We start from the raw sequence: 16,611 nt of genomic DNA on the forward strand, positions 1-16,611 counted from the left end.
CATGCCCGCCTCCCCGAAACCCGACCCTTTCGGCGCAGCTCGGAAGCAACGGACACCCGCGCGGAAAATGCCCGGGCCGTTGCTAAGGACCCGCCGGCACCGGGCACTGATAGGGCGCCGCCGAGGTCTCCAGCAGGCTGGTGCGGAAGGAGATCGGTAGCCGGGGCGGCGCGCCGGTCGCGTCGCTGTGGCGCAGCTCCTCCCATTTGCAGGCGAACGACGTCGGGCGGTGACGAAACATCGCCCGCGCGCTGCCCATGGCCGCCATGTCGTCGAAATGCACCGGCACCGCCCAGGTGTCGTTGGGCAGGGTGAAGACCAGCAGATTCGCCGTGAGCGCCAAGCCGCCCAACGTCGCAAGCCCACGCAGGGCAAAGGGCGGCAGCGGCACGGCCAGCAGCAGGACCAGCAGGCCGGGCAGCATCAGCCGCTCGCCCGGGTTGATGACGTGCTGCCCCATCCGCGGCAGCAGCAGGAACCCGACGAACAGGGCAAGGCTCGCCACGATCAACGGAGCGGAGAGGGCGCGACTCCGCAGGCCGCGCCAAAGGCCGTATCCGAGCGCCGCACCCAGCCCCGCCACATAGAGCAGGTTCACCGCCGCGCCGGCCCAGTAGAGCGCCGGTCGCAGCACCTCGTCGCCACCCTGGGCAAAGACGAAGTTGTGGTAGGGACCGAGCTTGGCAAGCGTGTAGGCCTTGTAGGCCAGGAAGGCGCCGGCACTGTCATAGGCCGGCGGCGGATCGGCCGCCTCGCCGGACCTGCCCAGGACATACCAGGCGCCCAGCAGCAGCAAGGGCCCGAGGCCCAGCGTCGCCCCGCGCCACTGGCGGCGCAGCAGCGCGCGGAACCCCACCACCATGCAGAAGGCGGTGAAGACCGCGGCGTGCGAAAGGAAGATGGCAAGCCCGAAGCCGAGGATCGGCCCGGTCGCGGCCCGGCGGGCGGGCGGCAGCAGGAACCAGGCGGCGAAGATGACCAGCGCGAGCTGATAGTTGACGTAGCCGTTCCAGAAGGTCGCGTTGCAGAGGATGGAGACGAGCAGCACGCCGGCAAAGGCCCCGGCTGCCGCCGGCTGCCGCTGCCGGCCCAGCGCCAGGGCCACGGCCAGGCTCGCGCCGAGCAGCCCCAGCAGGAAGACCCGGGCCGCGAGCGTTGCCGGCAAGACCAGCGCGAGCAGGCCGAGCACCGCCTGGGCCAGGCTGTTCGGCACCGGGTGGGTGGCGAGTGAGACCGTCGCCCCCGGCAGGCCGACCGCCAGCTGGGCCAGCATCGCGCCGTGGTACACCCATTCGGCGAAATCCTGCAGCGGCGGGTAAGGGGCGAGCAGCAGGGCCGCGGCGATGGCCAGGGTGAGGATGCTCGGCGGCAGCCACCAGGGCGGCGCGGTCTCCGTCCTCAGGCTGGACCGAAATGCGGTGGAGACGCTCATCGGTACCGATCCCCCGAATGCCAGTGAAGATCAGGCGCGCACAGCGGCTCTGTGCGCCGGGCCAGGGAAGGCCCGTCGCGGCAGCGGTGCGGAACTGGCGATTCTTCTTCCGGGACTGTCAGTTCAGGCACGCGGCCATGGCCCCATCACGGATGGTGCCGCGGTGCGTGCCCGCAATGACGCCGCCTAACCGACCCCGTGCGGCCGCATCAGGCGATGACGATGAAATCGGCGGAGGTCACATTTGTTCCGTCGCGAAGCAGCGCGATCTGCGTCGTTCCGCCGGCAGCGGCCCCGTTGGCGTCCCAGGACAGGACATGGCTGACCGTGCCGTAGACGAACTGCGCCAGCGTGCCGACCGCCGTGCCGGCCTCGTTCAGCTGCAGCCGACCGCCGGCCAGCAGGTCCATCCCGGCCCGCAGCCCCGCACCGAAGCCTGCAGCGGAAAACTCCAGCCGGTCCGCCGCGCCGTCGAAATCGGCGATGATGTCGCTGCCCTCGTTCGGCCTGTGGAAGCGAAAGGCATCCGCCCCCGCCTCGCCGGCCAGCAGGTCGCTCCCGGTACCGCCGATCAGCGTGTCGGCGCCTGGTCCGCCGGCGATGCTGTCGGAGCCCGCGGCACCGGCCAGCAGGTTGGCCCCGGCATTGCCGGCGACCGAGTTGGCCAGGGCATTGCCGGTGCCGGTGAGCGCTGCGTCACCGGTCAGCACCAGGGCTTCGAAATGCACGCCGAGGGTCCAGGAAAGGCTGGCGACGACGGTGTCCCGGCCCTGGCCGGCGGATTCGACCAGCGTCCCGGTTGAGCCGTCGATCAGGAAAACATCGTCGCCGAGATTGCCCCACAGCGTGTCGCGCCCGGTGCCCCCCGCCAGCGTGTCGTCGCCCTCGCCGCCGGCCAGGCTGTCATTGCCCTCGCCGCCCGCAAGAAGGTTGGCGCCTGCATTGCCGAGGATGACGTTGTTCAGCGCATTGCCGGTGCCGGAGAGGTCGGCGACGCCGGTCAGGGTCAGGTTCTCCAGGTTGGCGCCGAGCGCCCAGTCCACCGCGGCACGCACCAAGTCGGTGCCGCCGTTCGCAGCCTCGATCAGCAGGTCACCGGCGGAGCCGGTGACGTAGGTGTCGTGGCCGGCGCCGCCCTCCAGGGTGTTGTCGCCGGCGCCGCCTTCCAGCGTGTCGTTGCCGGCCCCGGCTGCGATGCTGTCGTTGCCGGCGAGCCCGAGCAGGCGATTGGCCCCGGCATTGCCCAGCAGCAGGTTGTCGAGCGCATTGCCCGTGCCGGGGAGCGCCGCGGTGCCCGCCAGTTCAAGTTGTTCGACCTCGTCCGCCAGGGCGAGGCCAATGGCCGCGACCACCCGGTCCGTGCCGCCGCCCGCCGCCTCGCATACCAGGTCGCCGGCGCTGGACACGAGGTAGGTATCGTCGCCGGTGCCGCCGGCGAGGCTATTGCTGCCGGTGCCGCCGTCCAGCGTGTCACGGCCCTCGGCACCGCGCAGCGTGTCGTTGCCCGCCGCGCCGGTCAGGCGGTTGGCGCCGGCGTTGCCTTCGATGCGGTTGCCCAGCGCGTCGCCGGTGCCGCCGATGTCGGCGGTGCCGGTCAGCACCAGGTGTTCCAGGTTGGCGCCGAGTGTCCAGGCCAGGCCGGTGTGAATCGTGTCGTTGCCCTGATTGACCGCCTCGCCGAGCAGATCGGTGGCACTGGCGACGATGTAGGTGTCGTCGCCGCCGCCACCCGAGAGGCTGTTCGTCCCGGCGCCGCCGTCCAGCGTATCGGCGCCGTCGAGCCCGGCGAGGCTGTCATTGCCGGCGCCCCCGGACAGGTGGTTGCCCGCGGCATTGCCGCGCAGCGTGTCGTTGCCGGCGCCGCCGATCGCATCCTCGATCAGCGAGCGGGCGTCGCCTTGGTGCTGCAGGGCGTTGAAGACATTGCCGCGGGCCAGGGCCTTGGCACCGAGCCGCGCCAGTTGGCCGGCGGCCAGCACCGAGACGCCGCCCGGGACGAGGTCGAGGCTGACCCCGCCGGCATAGTTCGACAGGTCATAGGTATCACGCCCCCCGCCGTCCCAAAGCGTAATGAAGACCCGGTTGCCGCCGGGCTGGCCCTGGCCGGCACCATCCACCGACATCTCCCCGGTGGCGGGGTTCCAGCCATAGGTCGTATCGCCCGACCGCGTGCCGAAGTCGGCGCCGTACATCGCCTGCAAGGCGGCGATGTCGAGCATCATGTAGCCCTGGGGGGCGCCCCACGGTTCGAAGGTGTAGCCGGTGGTCGGGCCGCCGACATAGGAACGGTAGGTCATCACGGTGAATTCGAGGCTGTCCTGCGCCGCCGGCACCGTGGTGCCGGCCACACCGCCGACCTCCTGCGCATGCTTCAGGCCGAGCGCGTGACCAAGCTCGTGCAGCACCGTAAGATAGGCATAGTTACCCAGAATGGGGTCGCGGTAGTCGAAGGCCGTGCCTGCATAAGCAGTGCCGAACCAGACATCCCCGCCGATGCCGGTGCCGGGCCCATAGGCCCAGGCGGTCGGAGGCCGGCTGCTTTCGGCGAGGCGGAGATCGGCGCCGGCGGCAAGCTCGACGATGTCGAGACGCGTGAACTGCGCAACGCCCATGCCGGACAGCGCCGCCTTGCCGGTCCCGTCCGGCGTGCCAAGCAGCGCGGCGCGGACGGCGTCCCGGGCAGTGAGGGAGAGGGCGGCGAAGCCGGTGGTCGGCTCGCCACTGCCGTAGGAACCGCCATAGGTCCCGGCGCCGGTCGGGAAGCCGAAGCTGATGCCGTCGTCCCAGGCGAGGCCGGACAGCACCCCGTCGATCGCCTTGTTTCTGGTCGCGGTGACGGTGGTCCTGCCGGCCATGGTGGTGCTGTGTCCCGGATCGCCGCGGACGGCCCGGTCGCCGTGCGGAGGCGCTATCCAGGGCGCCTGTCGCAAAAATTGGACGATTTGGATGAAGGAAGTCCGAAGGCTGCGCCGCCGGCAGCCGGCGCTTCGCCTTGCCCCGCGCCGCGCCGCGTGCCATATCCCCGCCGCCGCCACCGGGGTCCGCCCTGGCGAGCGGCAAATTCGCACGTGGCGCGCCCTTCCTTTGCGGCAGGGTCCGGTCCGGGGAGATATCCCGGGATGCGCTGCGGAGGCTCAACCGGACTACCAGAAGGATCTCGCCCCATGGCGATGCCACAGGTTTCCTTGCGCGTCCTGCTCGAGGCCGGCGTGCATTTCGGCCACCACACGCGGCGCTGGAACCCGCGCATGGCGCCGTACATCTTCGGCGTCCGCAACCAGGTCCACATCCTCGACCTGCAGCAGACCGTGCCGATGATGGACCGCGCGCTGCGCGCCGTCCGTGACGTCGTCGCCGCCGGTGGCCGGGTGCTGTTCGTCGGCACCAAGAAGGCCGCTGCCGAATACGTCGCTGAGGCCGCGACCAAGTGCGGCCAGTACTACGTCAACCACCGCTGGCTCGGCGGCATGCTGACCAACTGGAAGACCATCACGGGCTCGATCAAGCGCCTGAAGCAGATGGAAGAGCAGCTCGGCGGCAACATCACCGGTCTCACCAAGAAGGAGATCCTGATGCTGACGCGGGAGAAGGAGAAGCTCGACCGCGCGCTCGGCGGCATCAAGGAGATGGGCGGCCTGCCCGACATCATCTTCGTGATCGACGTGGTCAAGGAGAAACTGGCGATCGAGGAGGCCAACAAGCTCGGCATCCCCGTCGTCGCCGTGGTCGACTCGAATGCCGATCCCCAGGGCGTCGCCTTCCCGATCCCGGGCAACGATGACGCCATCCGCGCGATCAACCTCTACTGCGACATGGTCGCCGGCGCGGTCTTCGACGGCATCTCGGCCGAGCTGCAGGCCAGCGGCGTCGACCTCGGCGCCACCGAGGAATTGCCGACCGAGGAAGAGCTGCTCGCCCCCGACCTGACCCCGGCCGAGCTGGCCGGCGAGCCGGTGCTTGAGGAGGTGCAGTCCAGCCCGACCTCCGGCATGGACGCCGGCAGCCTCGAGGCGCTGATCCAGGCCGGCCCCGAGGACGGCGAGCAGCCGGCCCAGGCCTGATTGCGTCGCCAAGCTTTTAGGACACGGGAGATACCCATGGCCGAGATTACCGCTTCGCTGGTCCGCGACATCCGCGAGAAGACCGGCGCCGGCATGATGGACTGCAAGAAGGCGTTGGTTGAATCCAACGGCGACATGGAAGCCGCGATCGACTGGCTGCGGAAGAAGGGCCTGTCGGCCGCCGCCAAGAAGTCCGGCCGAGTCGCCTCGGAAGGCTTGGTCGGCGTCGCCAGCGGGCCGAACTGCGCCGCGATGGTCGAGGTCAATGCCGAGACCGACTTCGTCGCGCGCAACGAGCAGTTCCAGAACTTCGTCGCCGAGGTCGCGGGCCTGATCCTCTCGGTCGGCGACGACATCGAGACGATCAAGGGCGCGACCTTCCCCGGTTCCCGCCATTCGGTGGCCGAGGAACTGACCCGCTTGATCGCCACGATCGGCGAGAACATGACCATCCGCCGCGCCAAGCGGCTGGAGGTCGGCGAAGGCGTGGTGGCGACCTACACCCACAACGCCATCAAGCCGGGCCTCGGCAAGATCGGTGTCCTGGCGGCCCTGGAAGGTGCCTCGGAGATCGAGGCGCTGGAGCAGCTCGGCCGGCAGATCGGCATGCACGTGGCCGCGACCCGGCCCGAGGCGCTCGACATCTCCTTCGTCGATCCCTCGGCGCTGGAGCGCGAGAAGGCCGTGCTGTCCGAGCAGGCGCGTGCCTCCGGCAAGCCCGAGGCGATCATCGAGAAGATGGTCGAGGGCCGCATCCGCAAGTACTACGAGGAAGTGGTGTTGCTGGAGCAGGTTTGGGTGCATGACGGCGAGAGCCGGGTGAAGGCGGTGGTCAAGAAGGCGGGCGGCAACCTGACCGGCTTCGCCCGCTTCCAGCTCGGCGAAGGCATCGACAAGCCGGTCGGCCCCGACTTTGCCGCCGAGGTTGCGGCCGCGGCCGGCACCGGGCCAGCCTGACCCGGAGGCCTTCCCGGGCAGTAAGCCCGGGGAGGCTCTGGTGCCTCTCCGCGATTCGCGGCGGCGCCTCTCGCGCCCTTGTTGATTCCTGTGCTTGCCCGAGCCCAGGGGGCTGCCTATCTTCACCCGCCTGCCGTGACGGTCCCCCAATGAGCCATCCGCCCAGTTACAAGCGTGTCATGCTCAAGGTGTCCGGCGAGGCACTGATGGGCGACGGGGAATATGGGCTCGATACCCAGACCTGCCGCCGCATCGCCGAGGATGTACGGGGCGTGGTCGCGCTCGGCGTCGAGGTCTGCATGGTCATCGGTGGCGGCAATATCTTCCGTGGCATCGCCGGCGCGGCGGCTGGCATGGATCGCGCCCAGGCGGACTACATGGGCATGCTGGCGACCATCATGAATGCGCTCGGCATGCAGTCGGCGCTGGAGAAATCCGGCATCGTCACCCGGGTGCAGAGCGCCATCGCCATGCAGTCGGTCTGCGAGCCCTATATCCGCCGTCGCGCCATGCGTCACATGGAGAAGGGGCGGGTGGTGATCTTCGCCGCCGGAACGGGAAACCCCTTCTTCACCACCGACACCGCCGCCGCGCTGCGCGCCGCCGAAATGGGATGCGACGCGTTGTTCAAGGGTACCCAGGTGGATGGCGTCTACGCCGCCGACCCGCGCAAGAACCCGCAGGCCGAGCGCTACGTGACGCTGACCTACCTCGACATGCTGGCGCGCGATCTCGCGGTGATGGATGCCGCGGCTATTTCCCTTTGCCGGGAGAACAAGTTGCCGATCATCGTCTTCAATATCCATGAACCTGGCGCCTTCACCGCCGTCATGGGCGGTGAAGGAAAATTCACCACGGTTGTGGAACACTGATACATTCCTTGGCGAGAGTGAGGTGCTTCGCTCGCCGGAATGCGACATGAACCAGGTGCCGGGACCGATTCGCGCCGCAATGGCGGTGTAGGAACGCCCCGGATGGTCCGGTTGCGGGTGGGGCTCGAGGGGCCCAGCCGCAACGGGACCGCGCCAATAACGGAGCGGGGGACCAGGGGCCATGCCGGCCGACCTCAAGACGTTGAAGCAGGATCTGACGCGCCGCATGGACGGCGCGATCGAACTCCTGAAGAAGGAATTCTCCGGCCTCCGCACCGGCCGCGCCAGCCCGGCGTTGCTCGAGCCGGTCCGCGTCGAGGCCTATGGCAACAACCAGCCATTGAACCAGATGGCCAATGTCCAGGTCTCCGGCCCCGGGTTGCTGTCGGTCCAGGTCTGGGACAAGTCGCTCGTGAAGGCGGTGGAAATCGCCATCCGCGACAGCGGACTCGGGTTGAACCCGCAGACCGAGGGACAAGTGATCCGCGTGCCGTTGCCGCCGCTGACCCAGGAACGCCGCAACGACCTGGTCAAGACCGCGCATAAATATGCCGAAGGCGCCAAGGTCGCCATCCGCAGCGTCCGCCGCGATGGCATGGAACAGGTCAAGGCCCAGGAAAAGGACAAGAAGACGCCGATCGGCCAGGACGAGGCCAAGGGCTGGTCCGCCGAGGTGGAGAAGCTCACCGTCCAGTACATCAAGTCCGTCGATCAGGTCTTGGCCGACAAGGAAAAGGACATCAGGCAGGTCTGAGCCAGGTGTCCGGTGCCCCCAAGCTGAGCCTTGCGCCGCTGGATGCGGCGTCGGCCGGCGCCACCAGCCGTCCCGGCCAGGCCGGGCTGCCGGCGCACGTCGCCATCATCATGGACGGCAACCGCCGTTGGGCGGAAGCGCGCGGACTGCCCGTGCCGCTCGGCCACAAGGCGGGCGCCGAGGCGGTACGGCGCACCATCGAAGCCTGCATCGAACAGGGCGTCGGCTGGCTGACCCTGTTCGCCTTCTCCTCCGAGAACTGGCTGCGGCCGGTCGATGAGGTGCGGGCGCTCACCGGGCTGCTGCGCCTCTATCTTCGGGCTGAGGTGGCGACCCTGGCCAAGGAAGGCATCCGGCTTCGCGTCATCGGCGATCGCCACCGCTTCGGCGCCGAGACGATGAAGGAGATCGAGCGGGCCGAGACGCAGACCGCGAAGGGCACCCGGCTCAACCTGACCGTCGCGCTGTCCTATGGTGGCCGCGCCGAAATCCTGAATGCGGCCCGCCTGGTGGCCGAAGCGGCGCGCGACGGCCGGATCGATCCGGCCGAGCTGGACGAGGCGAGCTTCGGTCGGCTGCTCTTCACCGCCGACATGCCGGACCCCGACCTGATCATCCGCACCTCCGGCGAGCAGCGCCTGTCCAATTTCCTGCTCTGGCAGGCGGCCTATGCCGAGTTCGTCTTCCAGGATGTGCTTTGGCCGGATTACGACGCCACAGCCCTCGGTGCGGCCATTCGCGAATTCGGCCGGCGGGAGCGGCGCTATGGTGCCCGCACAGGCTAAACCCGCTGCCGTGCCCTCCCGCTGGCCCGACCTGCGCAAGCGGGCGGTGTCGGCGGCGCTGCTGGTGCCGGCCGCCATCCTCTGCATCTGGCTCGGCGCCGAGGCCTGGGCGGCGCTGATGGCGGCGGCCGTCGCGCTGCTGGCCTGGGAATGGGTGCGGCTCTGCGGATTCTCCACCCGGCGCCCACCGGGCCTGGCCGTGCCGATCCTGGTGCTTGCCGCCGGAACCCTGGCGGTCGAGCATGCCTGGGCCTGGGCGATGGCTTTGTTGCTGGCAGGCTTTGCCGTGCTGTTCGCCTTCGGCCGCCCGCCGGATGAACCGCGCGCCCGGTCCGGTGCCTGGCTGGCCTTCGGCGTGCTCTATATCGGCCTGGCCGGGATCGCGCTGATCTATCTGCGCGGCGATACCGCGGCAGGGCGGGGCAACGTCCTGTTCCTGTTCCTGGTGGTCTGGGCCAGCGATATCGGCGCCTACCTTGCCGGGCGTCGCTTCGGCGGGCCCAAGCTCGCCCCTGCCGTCTCACCCAACAAGACCTGGTCCGGCGCCATCGGCGGGCTGGTCTCTGCCGTGGTGGTCGGCTTGCTGGCCGCGGCGGTCATGGCGCCTGAGGGGTTGGTTCTCGGGCGGGTCGTGTTGGTTGCCGCCATTCTCGCGGTACTGGCGCAGCTCGGCGACCTGTTCGAAAGCTGGCTTAAGAGGCGCTTCAACGTTAAGGACAGCTCCGCCTTGATACCCGGCCATGGTGGCCTGCTTGACCGGCTGGATGCCATATTGGCGGCGGCGCCGGCGGCGGCCCTGCTGGCTGCCCTGCTCGGGGCCGGCCGGTCTTTGTGGCACTGAAGACACGATGGCTCCGATGCACCGATGGAGGCCCTGCATGATGGCGGGCTTTCGCTCTAGGCTTGGCTGTCAGGCACGGCTGACACCTGGGTCCGCAGCGGCCCGGCAATATCATGCGGCAAAGGGGAGGCGGCCCGTCGGGCCGGCTGGTCCGGCGCCGGATCAACAGCGGACGCCCCCATGAAGCGCCTCACCATCCTCGGCAGCACCGGTTCGATCGGCCGCAGTACCCTTGCACTGGTCGAGGCCGCGGCACCCGGGGTTTTCGGGGTCGAGGTGCTGGTTGCCGGGCGGGACGTCAAGGCGCTTGCCGCCCAGGCCCGCAAGTTCCAGGCCCGCTTGGCCGTCGTGGCCGACCCCAGCGCCTATCCGGCGCTGCGCGAGGCGCTGGCCGGCTCCGGCATCGAGTCGGCCGCCGGGCCCAAGGCGGTCATCGAGGCCGCCGCCCGCCCGGCCGACTGGACCATGGCCGCGATCGTCGGCAGTGCCGGGCTGCATTCGGCGCTGGCGGTGCTGCAGCGTGGCGGCACCCTGGCCCTTGCCAACAAGGAGACGCTGGTCTGCGCCGGCGAGATCGTGCTGGACGCGGCGGCCCGCAGCGGCGCCACGCTGCTGCCGGTGGACAGCGAGCACAACGCCATCTTCCAGGCGCTCGACACCAAAGACCCGGCCTTGATCGAGAAGATCGTGCTGACCGCCTCGGGCGGGCCCTTCCGCACTGCGGATATGGCGGTGATGCGGGCGGCGACGCCGGAGATGGCGGTGAAGCACCCGATCTGGTCGATGGGCGCCAAGATTTCGGTCGACAGCGCCACCATGATGAACAAGGGGCTGGAACTGATCGAGGCGGCCCGGCTCTTCCCCGTGCCGGAGGCGCGGATCGAGGTGCTGGTGCATCCGCAATCCACCGTCCACGGAATGGTCCAGTACGCCGACGGCTCGGTCATCGCCCAGCTCGGCACGCCCGACATGCGGACACCGATCTCGCATTGCCTGGCCTGGCCGACCCGCATGCCGGTGACCCTGCCGCGTCTCGACCTGGCGAAGCTCGGGCGGCTCGAATTCTTCGCCCCGGACCCGGTCCGTTTCCCGGCACTGCGTCTGGCGCGGGCGGCGTTGCAGGCCGGCGGTGGCGCCCCCACTATCCTCAATGCCGCGAACGAGGTGGCGGTGGCGCTCTTCCTCGACCGGCGGCTCGGCTTTCTCGATATCGCCGTGGTGGTGGAGGAAACGCTGTCGCTGTTCGGCGCACCTGCCGCGGCGGGGCTGGACGCGGTGATCGCCCTCGACGATGCGGCCCGGGCCGCAGCCGGGCGGATCGCCGCCCTCCGCGCCGCTGCGTGATGGCGGGCGCATGATGCTATGCTGAACCCGTGTCGGCCCCGGCCGGTTGGAGGACAGGGTCTTGGAGTTGTTGGGTAACCTTTGGAACATGCTGCCGAGCCTGCCGCGCACCCTGATCGCCTTCGCGGTCGTGCTCGGCGTGCTCGTCTTCATTCATGAGCTTGGCCACTATCTCGCTGCCCGCTGGCGTGGGGTGCATGTCGAGGCCTTCTCGATCGGCTTCGGCAAACCCGTCCTGAAGGGCACCGATCGGCACGGCACGGAATGGCGGCTCGGCTGGATCCCGCTCGGCGGCTACGTGAAGATGCATGGGCAGGAGACTCCAGAGGACGCCCCGCCCGAGGTGCGTGCGGGCTGGCGGGAAGGGCAGACCTTCCACGGCAAGCCGGTCGGCAGCCGCGCCATCGTCGTCGCGGCCGGGCCGATCGCCAATTTCCTCCTGGCCATCCTGCTGTTTGCCGGGCTGTTCATGACCATCGGCCAGCCGGTCGGCGGCACGGGCGTCGGCGCTGTGGTGGAGGCTTCGGCCGCAGCCCAGGCCGGCATCCGCGCGGGTGACGAGATCACCGCGCTCGACGGCCAGAGGGTCAGCCGATTCGAGCAGGTGCAGCGCTACATCCAGCCGCGCGCCGGCCAGCCGGTGGTGGTCAGCGTGCGGCGCGACGACGCCGAACTGACGCTGACTGTCGTGCCGGACGTGCGGGAGAACGCCCAGGGCAAGGTCGGCGTGCTCGGCATCCAGGGCGGCGCGGCGCGGTTCGACAAGCTGAACCCCTTCTCCGCCGTGGTCGCCGGTGCGGTGCAGACCGCCGACATCACCTGGCAGACCCTGGCCGGCATCGGCGAGATGTTCACCGGCCAGCGCAGCGCCAAGGAATTGGGCGGGCCGATCCGCATCGCCGAGATCAGCGGCGAGGCCGCGTCGCTCGGCATCGGCGCGCTGGTCAACCTGATGGCGGTGCTGTCGGTCAGCCTCGGCTTGCTCAACCTGTTCCCGATCCCTGTGCTGGATGGCGGGCACCTGATGTTCTACGCCGCCGAGGCGATTCGCGGTCGGCCGCTGCCACCCAAGGTGCAGGAATACGGCTTCCGCGCCGGATTTGCCTTGTTGATCGCGCTGTTCCTCTTCGCCTCCGGGAATGACATCGTCGAAGGCGGCATCGGCAAATTCGTCGCGCGATTGATCGGCTAGCCGGTCCCTGGCGCCGGGTCTGGGCATGCCGCCGGGCCACGCCGGCGGCAAACCGGACCGGGGGCGCAGCGGGCGGGGTGGCGGTGCCGGGGTGCTGCGGCTATTCTCCGCCCCGCCTGCGATCCCCAGCTGCACGGGTCTCATCTTGTCCCTTTCCCTTCGCGTCCTCCTGCTCGCCACCGCCTGCCTGACGCCGCTGCTGTCCGCGGCGGCCGAGGCACAAACCCGGGCCCGCTCTCCGGCCAGGGCAGCCGCCCAGCGGTCGGGGCCGGAGGGCGTCGTCCAGTCCATCGAGGTCAACGGCAACCAGCGGATCGAGGCGGATACCGTCCGTTCCTACATGCTGTTGCAGCCGGGCGACCCCTTCGATGCCGACCGGCTGGACCGCAGCCTGAAATCGCTCTTCGCCACCGGCTTGTTCAAGGACGTCCAGGTCCGCCGCGACGGCAACCGCGTCGTCGTCGACGTGCAGGAGAACCCGATCGTCAATCGGGTGGCCTTCGAGGGCAACCGCAAGATCTCGGACGACGTGTTGCGCGGGGAGGTGCAGATGCGCGGTCGCGCGGTCTTCACGCCGCAGGCGGTGCAGGCCGATCGCCAGCGTATCCAGGAGCTCTATGCCCGCCGCGGCCGGTTCGCCGCGACGGTCGAGCCCAAGCTGATCCAGCAGGACCAGAACCGCGTCGACGTGGTCTATGAGATCCAGGAAGGCGAAGCGGCGCTGGTCGCCCGCATCAACTTCGTCGGCAACCAGGAATACAGCGACAGCAAGCTGCGCGAGATCGTGGCGACGAAGGAGCAGGCCTGGTACCGGCTGCTGTCCTCCTCCGACCAGTTCGACCCCGAGCGCCTTTCCTTCGACCGCGAGTTGCTGCGCCGCTTCTACCTGCGGAACGGCTATGCCGACGTGCAGATCAGCAACGCCACAGCCGAGCTGGCGCCTGACCGCAGCGGCTTCTTCATCACCTACACGCTCGACGAAGGTCCGCGCTATCGCGTCGGCAAGGTCGATGTCGTCTCGAACCTGCGCAACCTGGATGCCGCCAGCGTCCGCCGGCTGGTCGATATCGACAGCGGCGACTGGTACGACGGCGACAGCGTCGAGCGCATTGCGCAGTCGCTGCAGGATGCCGTCAACCTGCGCGGCTTCCCCTTCGTCGACGTGCAGCCGCGCATCCAGCGCAACAAGGATGAGCGCACCGTCGACCTGAGCTTCGAGATCAACGAGGCGCCGCGGGTCTATGTCGAGCGCATCGAGATCAACGGCAATACCCGCACCCAGGACCGCGTCATCCGCCGCGAATTCCGCCTAGCCGAGGGCGACGCCTTCAATGCCGCGCAGATCCGCCGCAGCCGGCAGCGCATCCGCGACCTCGGCTACTTCTCCGACGTGCAGGTCAGCTCGCAGCCCGGCTCGGCGCCTGACCGTGCCGTGCTGAATACCCAGGTGGTCGAGCGCGCGACCGGCGAGGTCTCGATCGGCGGCGGCTACTCGACCGATGCCGGCGCGCTCGCCGATGTGGGCCTGCGCGAACGCAACCTGCTCGGCACCGGCATCGACGCGCGCATCAACGGGACGCTGGCGCAGCGCCGCAGCCAGCTCGATTTCTCGGTCACCGATCCCTATTTCCTCGACCGCAACCTGGCCGCCGGCCTCGACATCTTCTTCGTGCAGCGCAACCTGCTCAGCATCTCCGCCTACCGCGAGCGGCGTCAGGGCTTCGCACTCCGCGTCGGCTATGCCTTCAACGACCGGCTGCGGCAGACCTGGGCCTATACCCTGACGGACCGCGAGGTCTACGACATCGCCACCAATGCCTCGCGCTACATCCAGGAGCAGAAGGGCGAGACGCTGCTGTCGCAGATCGGCCAGACGCTGACCTACGACTTCCGCGACTCCATCATCGACCCGCGGCGCGGCGGCGTGGTCCGGCTCGGTACCGACTTCGCCGGCATCGGCGGTGACGTGGCCTATATCCGCGCCCGGCTCGACGGCACCTACTACATCCCGTTCGAGCAGTATTTCGGCGATCCCGACTACGTTCTCTCGATCTCCGGCGGCATCGGCTACCTGGAATCGCTGTTCGACAAGCCCGAGCGCATCATCGACCGCTTCTTCCTCGGCGGCGAGAATCTGCGCGGCTTCCGCATCGCCGGCGCCGGTCCGCGCGATCTCGATACGCGGGACAGCCTGGGCGGCCGGTTCATCTGGACCCAGAGCACCGAGATGCGCTACCCGCTGCCGCTGCCGGCGGAACTCGGCCTGGTCGGCCGGGCCTTCGTCGACGTCGGCTCGCTGTCGCAGCTCGACAAGAGCTCACCGAATCTGGTTGGCGTCAGGGTCGGCGACGATGCGTCGCCGCGGGTCGGTGCCGGCGTCGGCGTGTCCTGGCGCAGCCCCTTCGGCCTCATCAACATCGACCTTGCCCAGGCCTTGGTGAAGAAGTCCTACGACGAGACGCAGGTCTTCCGCTTCGGCTTCGGCACCCGCTTCTGATCACGGGAATCCACCGCCCCATGCGCTTCACCCCCGCCTCGGCCCGCTTGGCCTCCGTTTTCCTGGCCGGCACCGCTTCGGCCGCCCTGCTGCTTGCCTCGCCTGCCGTTGCGCAGCAGCAGGAGTGGTTCGTGCCGGGTCAGGGGCAGCAGCGCCCGGGCGCCGCGCCGGCGCAGCGTCCCGCCGGCCAGCCGGCGCAGGCCCAGCAGCGCCCGCCCCAGCGGCCCGCCACCCAGGCGCCGGCTCCGCTGCCGCCGGGGCAGCAGCCGCCCACCGCGGTCATCGGCATCGTGGATGTGCCGGAGATCCAGCGCGTCTCGACCGCCTTCTCCCAGGTGCGCGACGAGATCGAGCGCCGCCGGCAGCGGCTGAACGACGACCTGCAGCGTGAGCAGAACAACTGGCGCGAGCAGCAGCAGCAACTGGCCAACCAGCGGGCCAGCCTGCCGGCCGACCAGCTGCGCGAGCGTGAGCGGACCCTGCAGGACCGCATCACCGACAGCCAGCGCATCTTCCGCGAGCGGAGCCGCACCATCGAGCAGGCGGCGCAGCAGGCGCTGGTCGAGATCGAGCAGACGCTGGGCGTCGTGATCCGCCAGGTGGCGGCGAGCCGCAAGGTGAACCTGGTGCTGCCGCGGCCGCTGGTCATCTTCAACGACCCGCCCTTCGACCTGACCGAGGAAGTGGCGACGCAGTTCAACACGGTGCTGAAGAGCGTCACCATGCCGCCCGAGGCGACCGGTACCGAGCCCGCCCCGGCGACGGCGAATGCCCCGGCCGCACCGCGCCCGCCCGCGCCGCCGGCGCAGGGCCAGCCGCAGCCGCGGCGCTGACCGGGCAGGCGCCGCCATGGCGGATCCGCGCTTCTTCGCCAGCAGCGGCCCGCAGCGGCTGGCGGATATCGCCGCCGCCGCCGGCGCCGCCTTCGAAGGCGACGGGGAGCGCCGTTTCTCCGGCGTCGCGCCGCTCCAGGCGGCGGGGCCGGACGATGTCAGCTTCCTCGACAACCGCCGCTACGCACCGTTGCTGGCGGAGACCAAGGCCGGTGCCGTCGTCCTGCTGAAGGCCTTCGCCGACCAGGTGCCGGCTGGTGCCGTCGCATTGGTGGCGACGCAGCCCTATCTCGGCTTCGCCCGGGTCGCGGCGCTGCTGCATCCGCCGGTCCGGCCAGTGCCGGGCATCCATCCCAGCGCGGTGGTGGCGCCGGATGCGGTGGTCGGGGCGGGGACCGAGATCGGCCCCGGCGTCGTGATCGGCGCGGGTGCCCGGATCGGTGCCGGCTGCATCCTGCAGCCGCAGGTGACGGTCGGACCCGGGGTCGAGATCGGCGACGGCTGCCGGCTGCTGGCCCATAGCAGCGTCAGCCACGCCGTCCTCGGCCGTGGCGTCGTGCTGCATCCGGGCGCGCGCATCGGCCAGGAGGGATTCGGCTTCGCGCCGACGCCGGACGGGCGGTTCGAGACGATGCCACAACTGGGCCGCGTGTTGCTTGGCGATTTCACCGAAGTGGGGGCGAATTCCTGCATCGACCGTGGCAGCCAGGGCGACACCGTTCTTGGACCGGGCTGCCGCCTCGACAATCTGGTGCAAATCGGGCACAATGTGCAGATGGGTCGGGGCTGCGTCATCGTCGGCCAGGCGGGGATCGCGGGCTCCACCACGCTTGGTGACTTCGTCACGATCGCGGCGCAGGCTGGGGTCGCAGGACATGTCACGCTTGGCTCGCAGGCGCGGGTCGGTGCCCAGGCCGGCGTGATGCACGACGTGCCAGCGAAGCAGGACGTGATCGGCAGTCCATCCATGCCCGTGCGGGAGTTCTGGCGTGCCATGTCGCGCTGGCGGAAGCTTGTCGGCGGCAACGATGGTTGAGAAGAAG

13 protein-coding genes are annotated in these 16,611 nt (G+C 69.7%); 11 read left to right on the top strand and 2 right to left on the bottom strand.

The window, feature by feature from the left end:
- Positions 1-82: 82 nt before the first annotated feature.
- Positions 83-1,432 carry a hypothetical protein gene (locus ACFQS7_RS23760; RefSeq protein ID WP_380069627.1) on the bottom strand — a complete coding sequence of 450 codons (1,350 nt, stop codon included), beginning with the start codon at positions 1,430-1,432 and terminating at the stop codon, positions 83-85.
- 209 nt (positions 1,433-1,641) lie between these two features.
- On the bottom strand, positions 1,642-4,287 hold the full coding sequence (locus ACFQS7_RS23765; RefSeq protein WP_380069628.1) for a M10 family metallopeptidase: 2,646 nt from the start codon (positions 4,285-4,287) through the stop codon (positions 1,642-1,644).
- Between the two features lie 309 nt (positions 4,288-4,596).
- Between ACFQS7_RS23765 and rpsB the strand changes: the two genes are divergently transcribed.
- The 11 genes from rpsB (at position 4,597) to lpxD (ending at position 16,604) form a co-directional block, all read left to right on the top strand.
- Positions 4,597-5,493, top strand: coding sequence for a 30S ribosomal protein S2 (gene rpsB, locus ACFQS7_RS23770; protein ID WP_380069629.1), 897 nt, complete (start codon positions 4,597-4,599; stop codon positions 5,491-5,493).
- A gap of 36 nt (positions 5,494-5,529) precedes the next feature.
- On the top strand, positions 5,530-6,450 hold the full coding sequence (gene tsf / locus ACFQS7_RS23775; protein WP_380069630.1) for a translation elongation factor Ts: 921 nt from the start codon (positions 5,530-5,532) through the stop codon (positions 6,448-6,450).
- A 149-nt stretch (positions 6,451-6,599) separates the two neighbouring features.
- Positions 6,600-7,322 carry a UMP kinase gene (pyrH, locus tag ACFQS7_RS23780; protein ID WP_380069631.1) on the top strand — a complete coding sequence of 241 codons (723 nt, stop codon included), beginning with the start codon at positions 6,600-6,602 and terminating at the stop codon, positions 7,320-7,322.
- A 181-nt stretch (positions 7,323-7,503) separates the two neighbouring features.
- The gene (gene frr / locus ACFQS7_RS23785; RefSeq protein ID WP_380069632.1) at positions 7,504-8,076 is read left to right on the top strand and encodes a ribosome recycling factor; all 573 of its coding nucleotides are present in this window, start codon (positions 7,504-7,506) and stop codon (positions 8,074-8,076) included.
- A gap of 110 nt (positions 8,077-8,186) precedes the next feature.
- Positions 8,187-8,861, top strand: a complete 675-nt coding sequence (gene uppS, locus ACFQS7_RS23790) for a polyprenyl diphosphate synthase (RefSeq protein WP_380069730.1) — start codon at positions 8,187-8,189, stop codon at positions 8,859-8,861.
- 10 nt (positions 8,862-8,871) lie between these two features.
- Positions 8,872-9,702: a phosphatidate cytidylyltransferase gene (locus ACFQS7_RS23795; protein ID WP_380069633.1), complete on the top strand. Its 831-nt coding sequence runs from the start codon at positions 8,872-8,874 to the stop codon at positions 9,700-9,702.
- Positions 9,703-9,882: 180 nt separating this feature from the next.
- Positions 9,883-11,046, top strand: a complete 1,164-nt coding sequence (dxr, locus tag ACFQS7_RS23800; RefSeq protein WP_380069634.1) for a 1-deoxy-D-xylulose-5-phosphate reductoisomerase — start codon at positions 9,883-9,885, stop codon at positions 11,044-11,046.
- An 88-nt stretch (positions 11,047-11,134) separates the two neighbouring features.
- On the top strand, positions 11,135-12,238 hold the full coding sequence (gene rseP, locus ACFQS7_RS23805) for an RIP metalloprotease RseP (RefSeq protein WP_380069635.1): 1,104 nt from the start codon (positions 11,135-11,137) through the stop codon (positions 12,236-12,238).
- Between the two features lie 145 nt (positions 12,239-12,383).
- Positions 12,384-14,735 (top strand): outer membrane protein assembly factor BamA, encoded by a 2,352-nt coding sequence (gene bamA, locus ACFQS7_RS23810; RefSeq protein WP_380069636.1) that lies wholly within the window; start codon positions 12,384-12,386, stop codon positions 14,733-14,735.
- Between the two features lie 20 nt (positions 14,736-14,755).
- The gene (locus tag ACFQS7_RS23815) at positions 14,756-15,568 is read left to right on the top strand and encodes an OmpH family outer membrane protein (protein ID WP_380069637.1); all 813 of its coding nucleotides are present in this window, start codon (positions 14,756-14,758) and stop codon (positions 15,566-15,568) included.
- Between the two features lie 16 nt (positions 15,569-15,584).
- A complete protein-coding gene (lpxD, locus tag ACFQS7_RS23820; RefSeq protein WP_380069638.1) occupies positions 15,585-16,604 on the top strand; it encodes a UDP-3-O-(3-hydroxymyristoyl)glucosamine N-acyltransferase in 1,020 nt (339 codons plus the stop codon).
- Positions 16,605-16,611 lie beyond the last annotated feature (7 nt).

The sequence above is a fragment of the Dankookia sp. GCM10030260 genome (assembly GCF_042666655.1).
Taxonomy (GTDB): Bacteria; Pseudomonadota; Alphaproteobacteria; order Acetobacterales; family Acetobacteraceae; genus Paracraurococcus.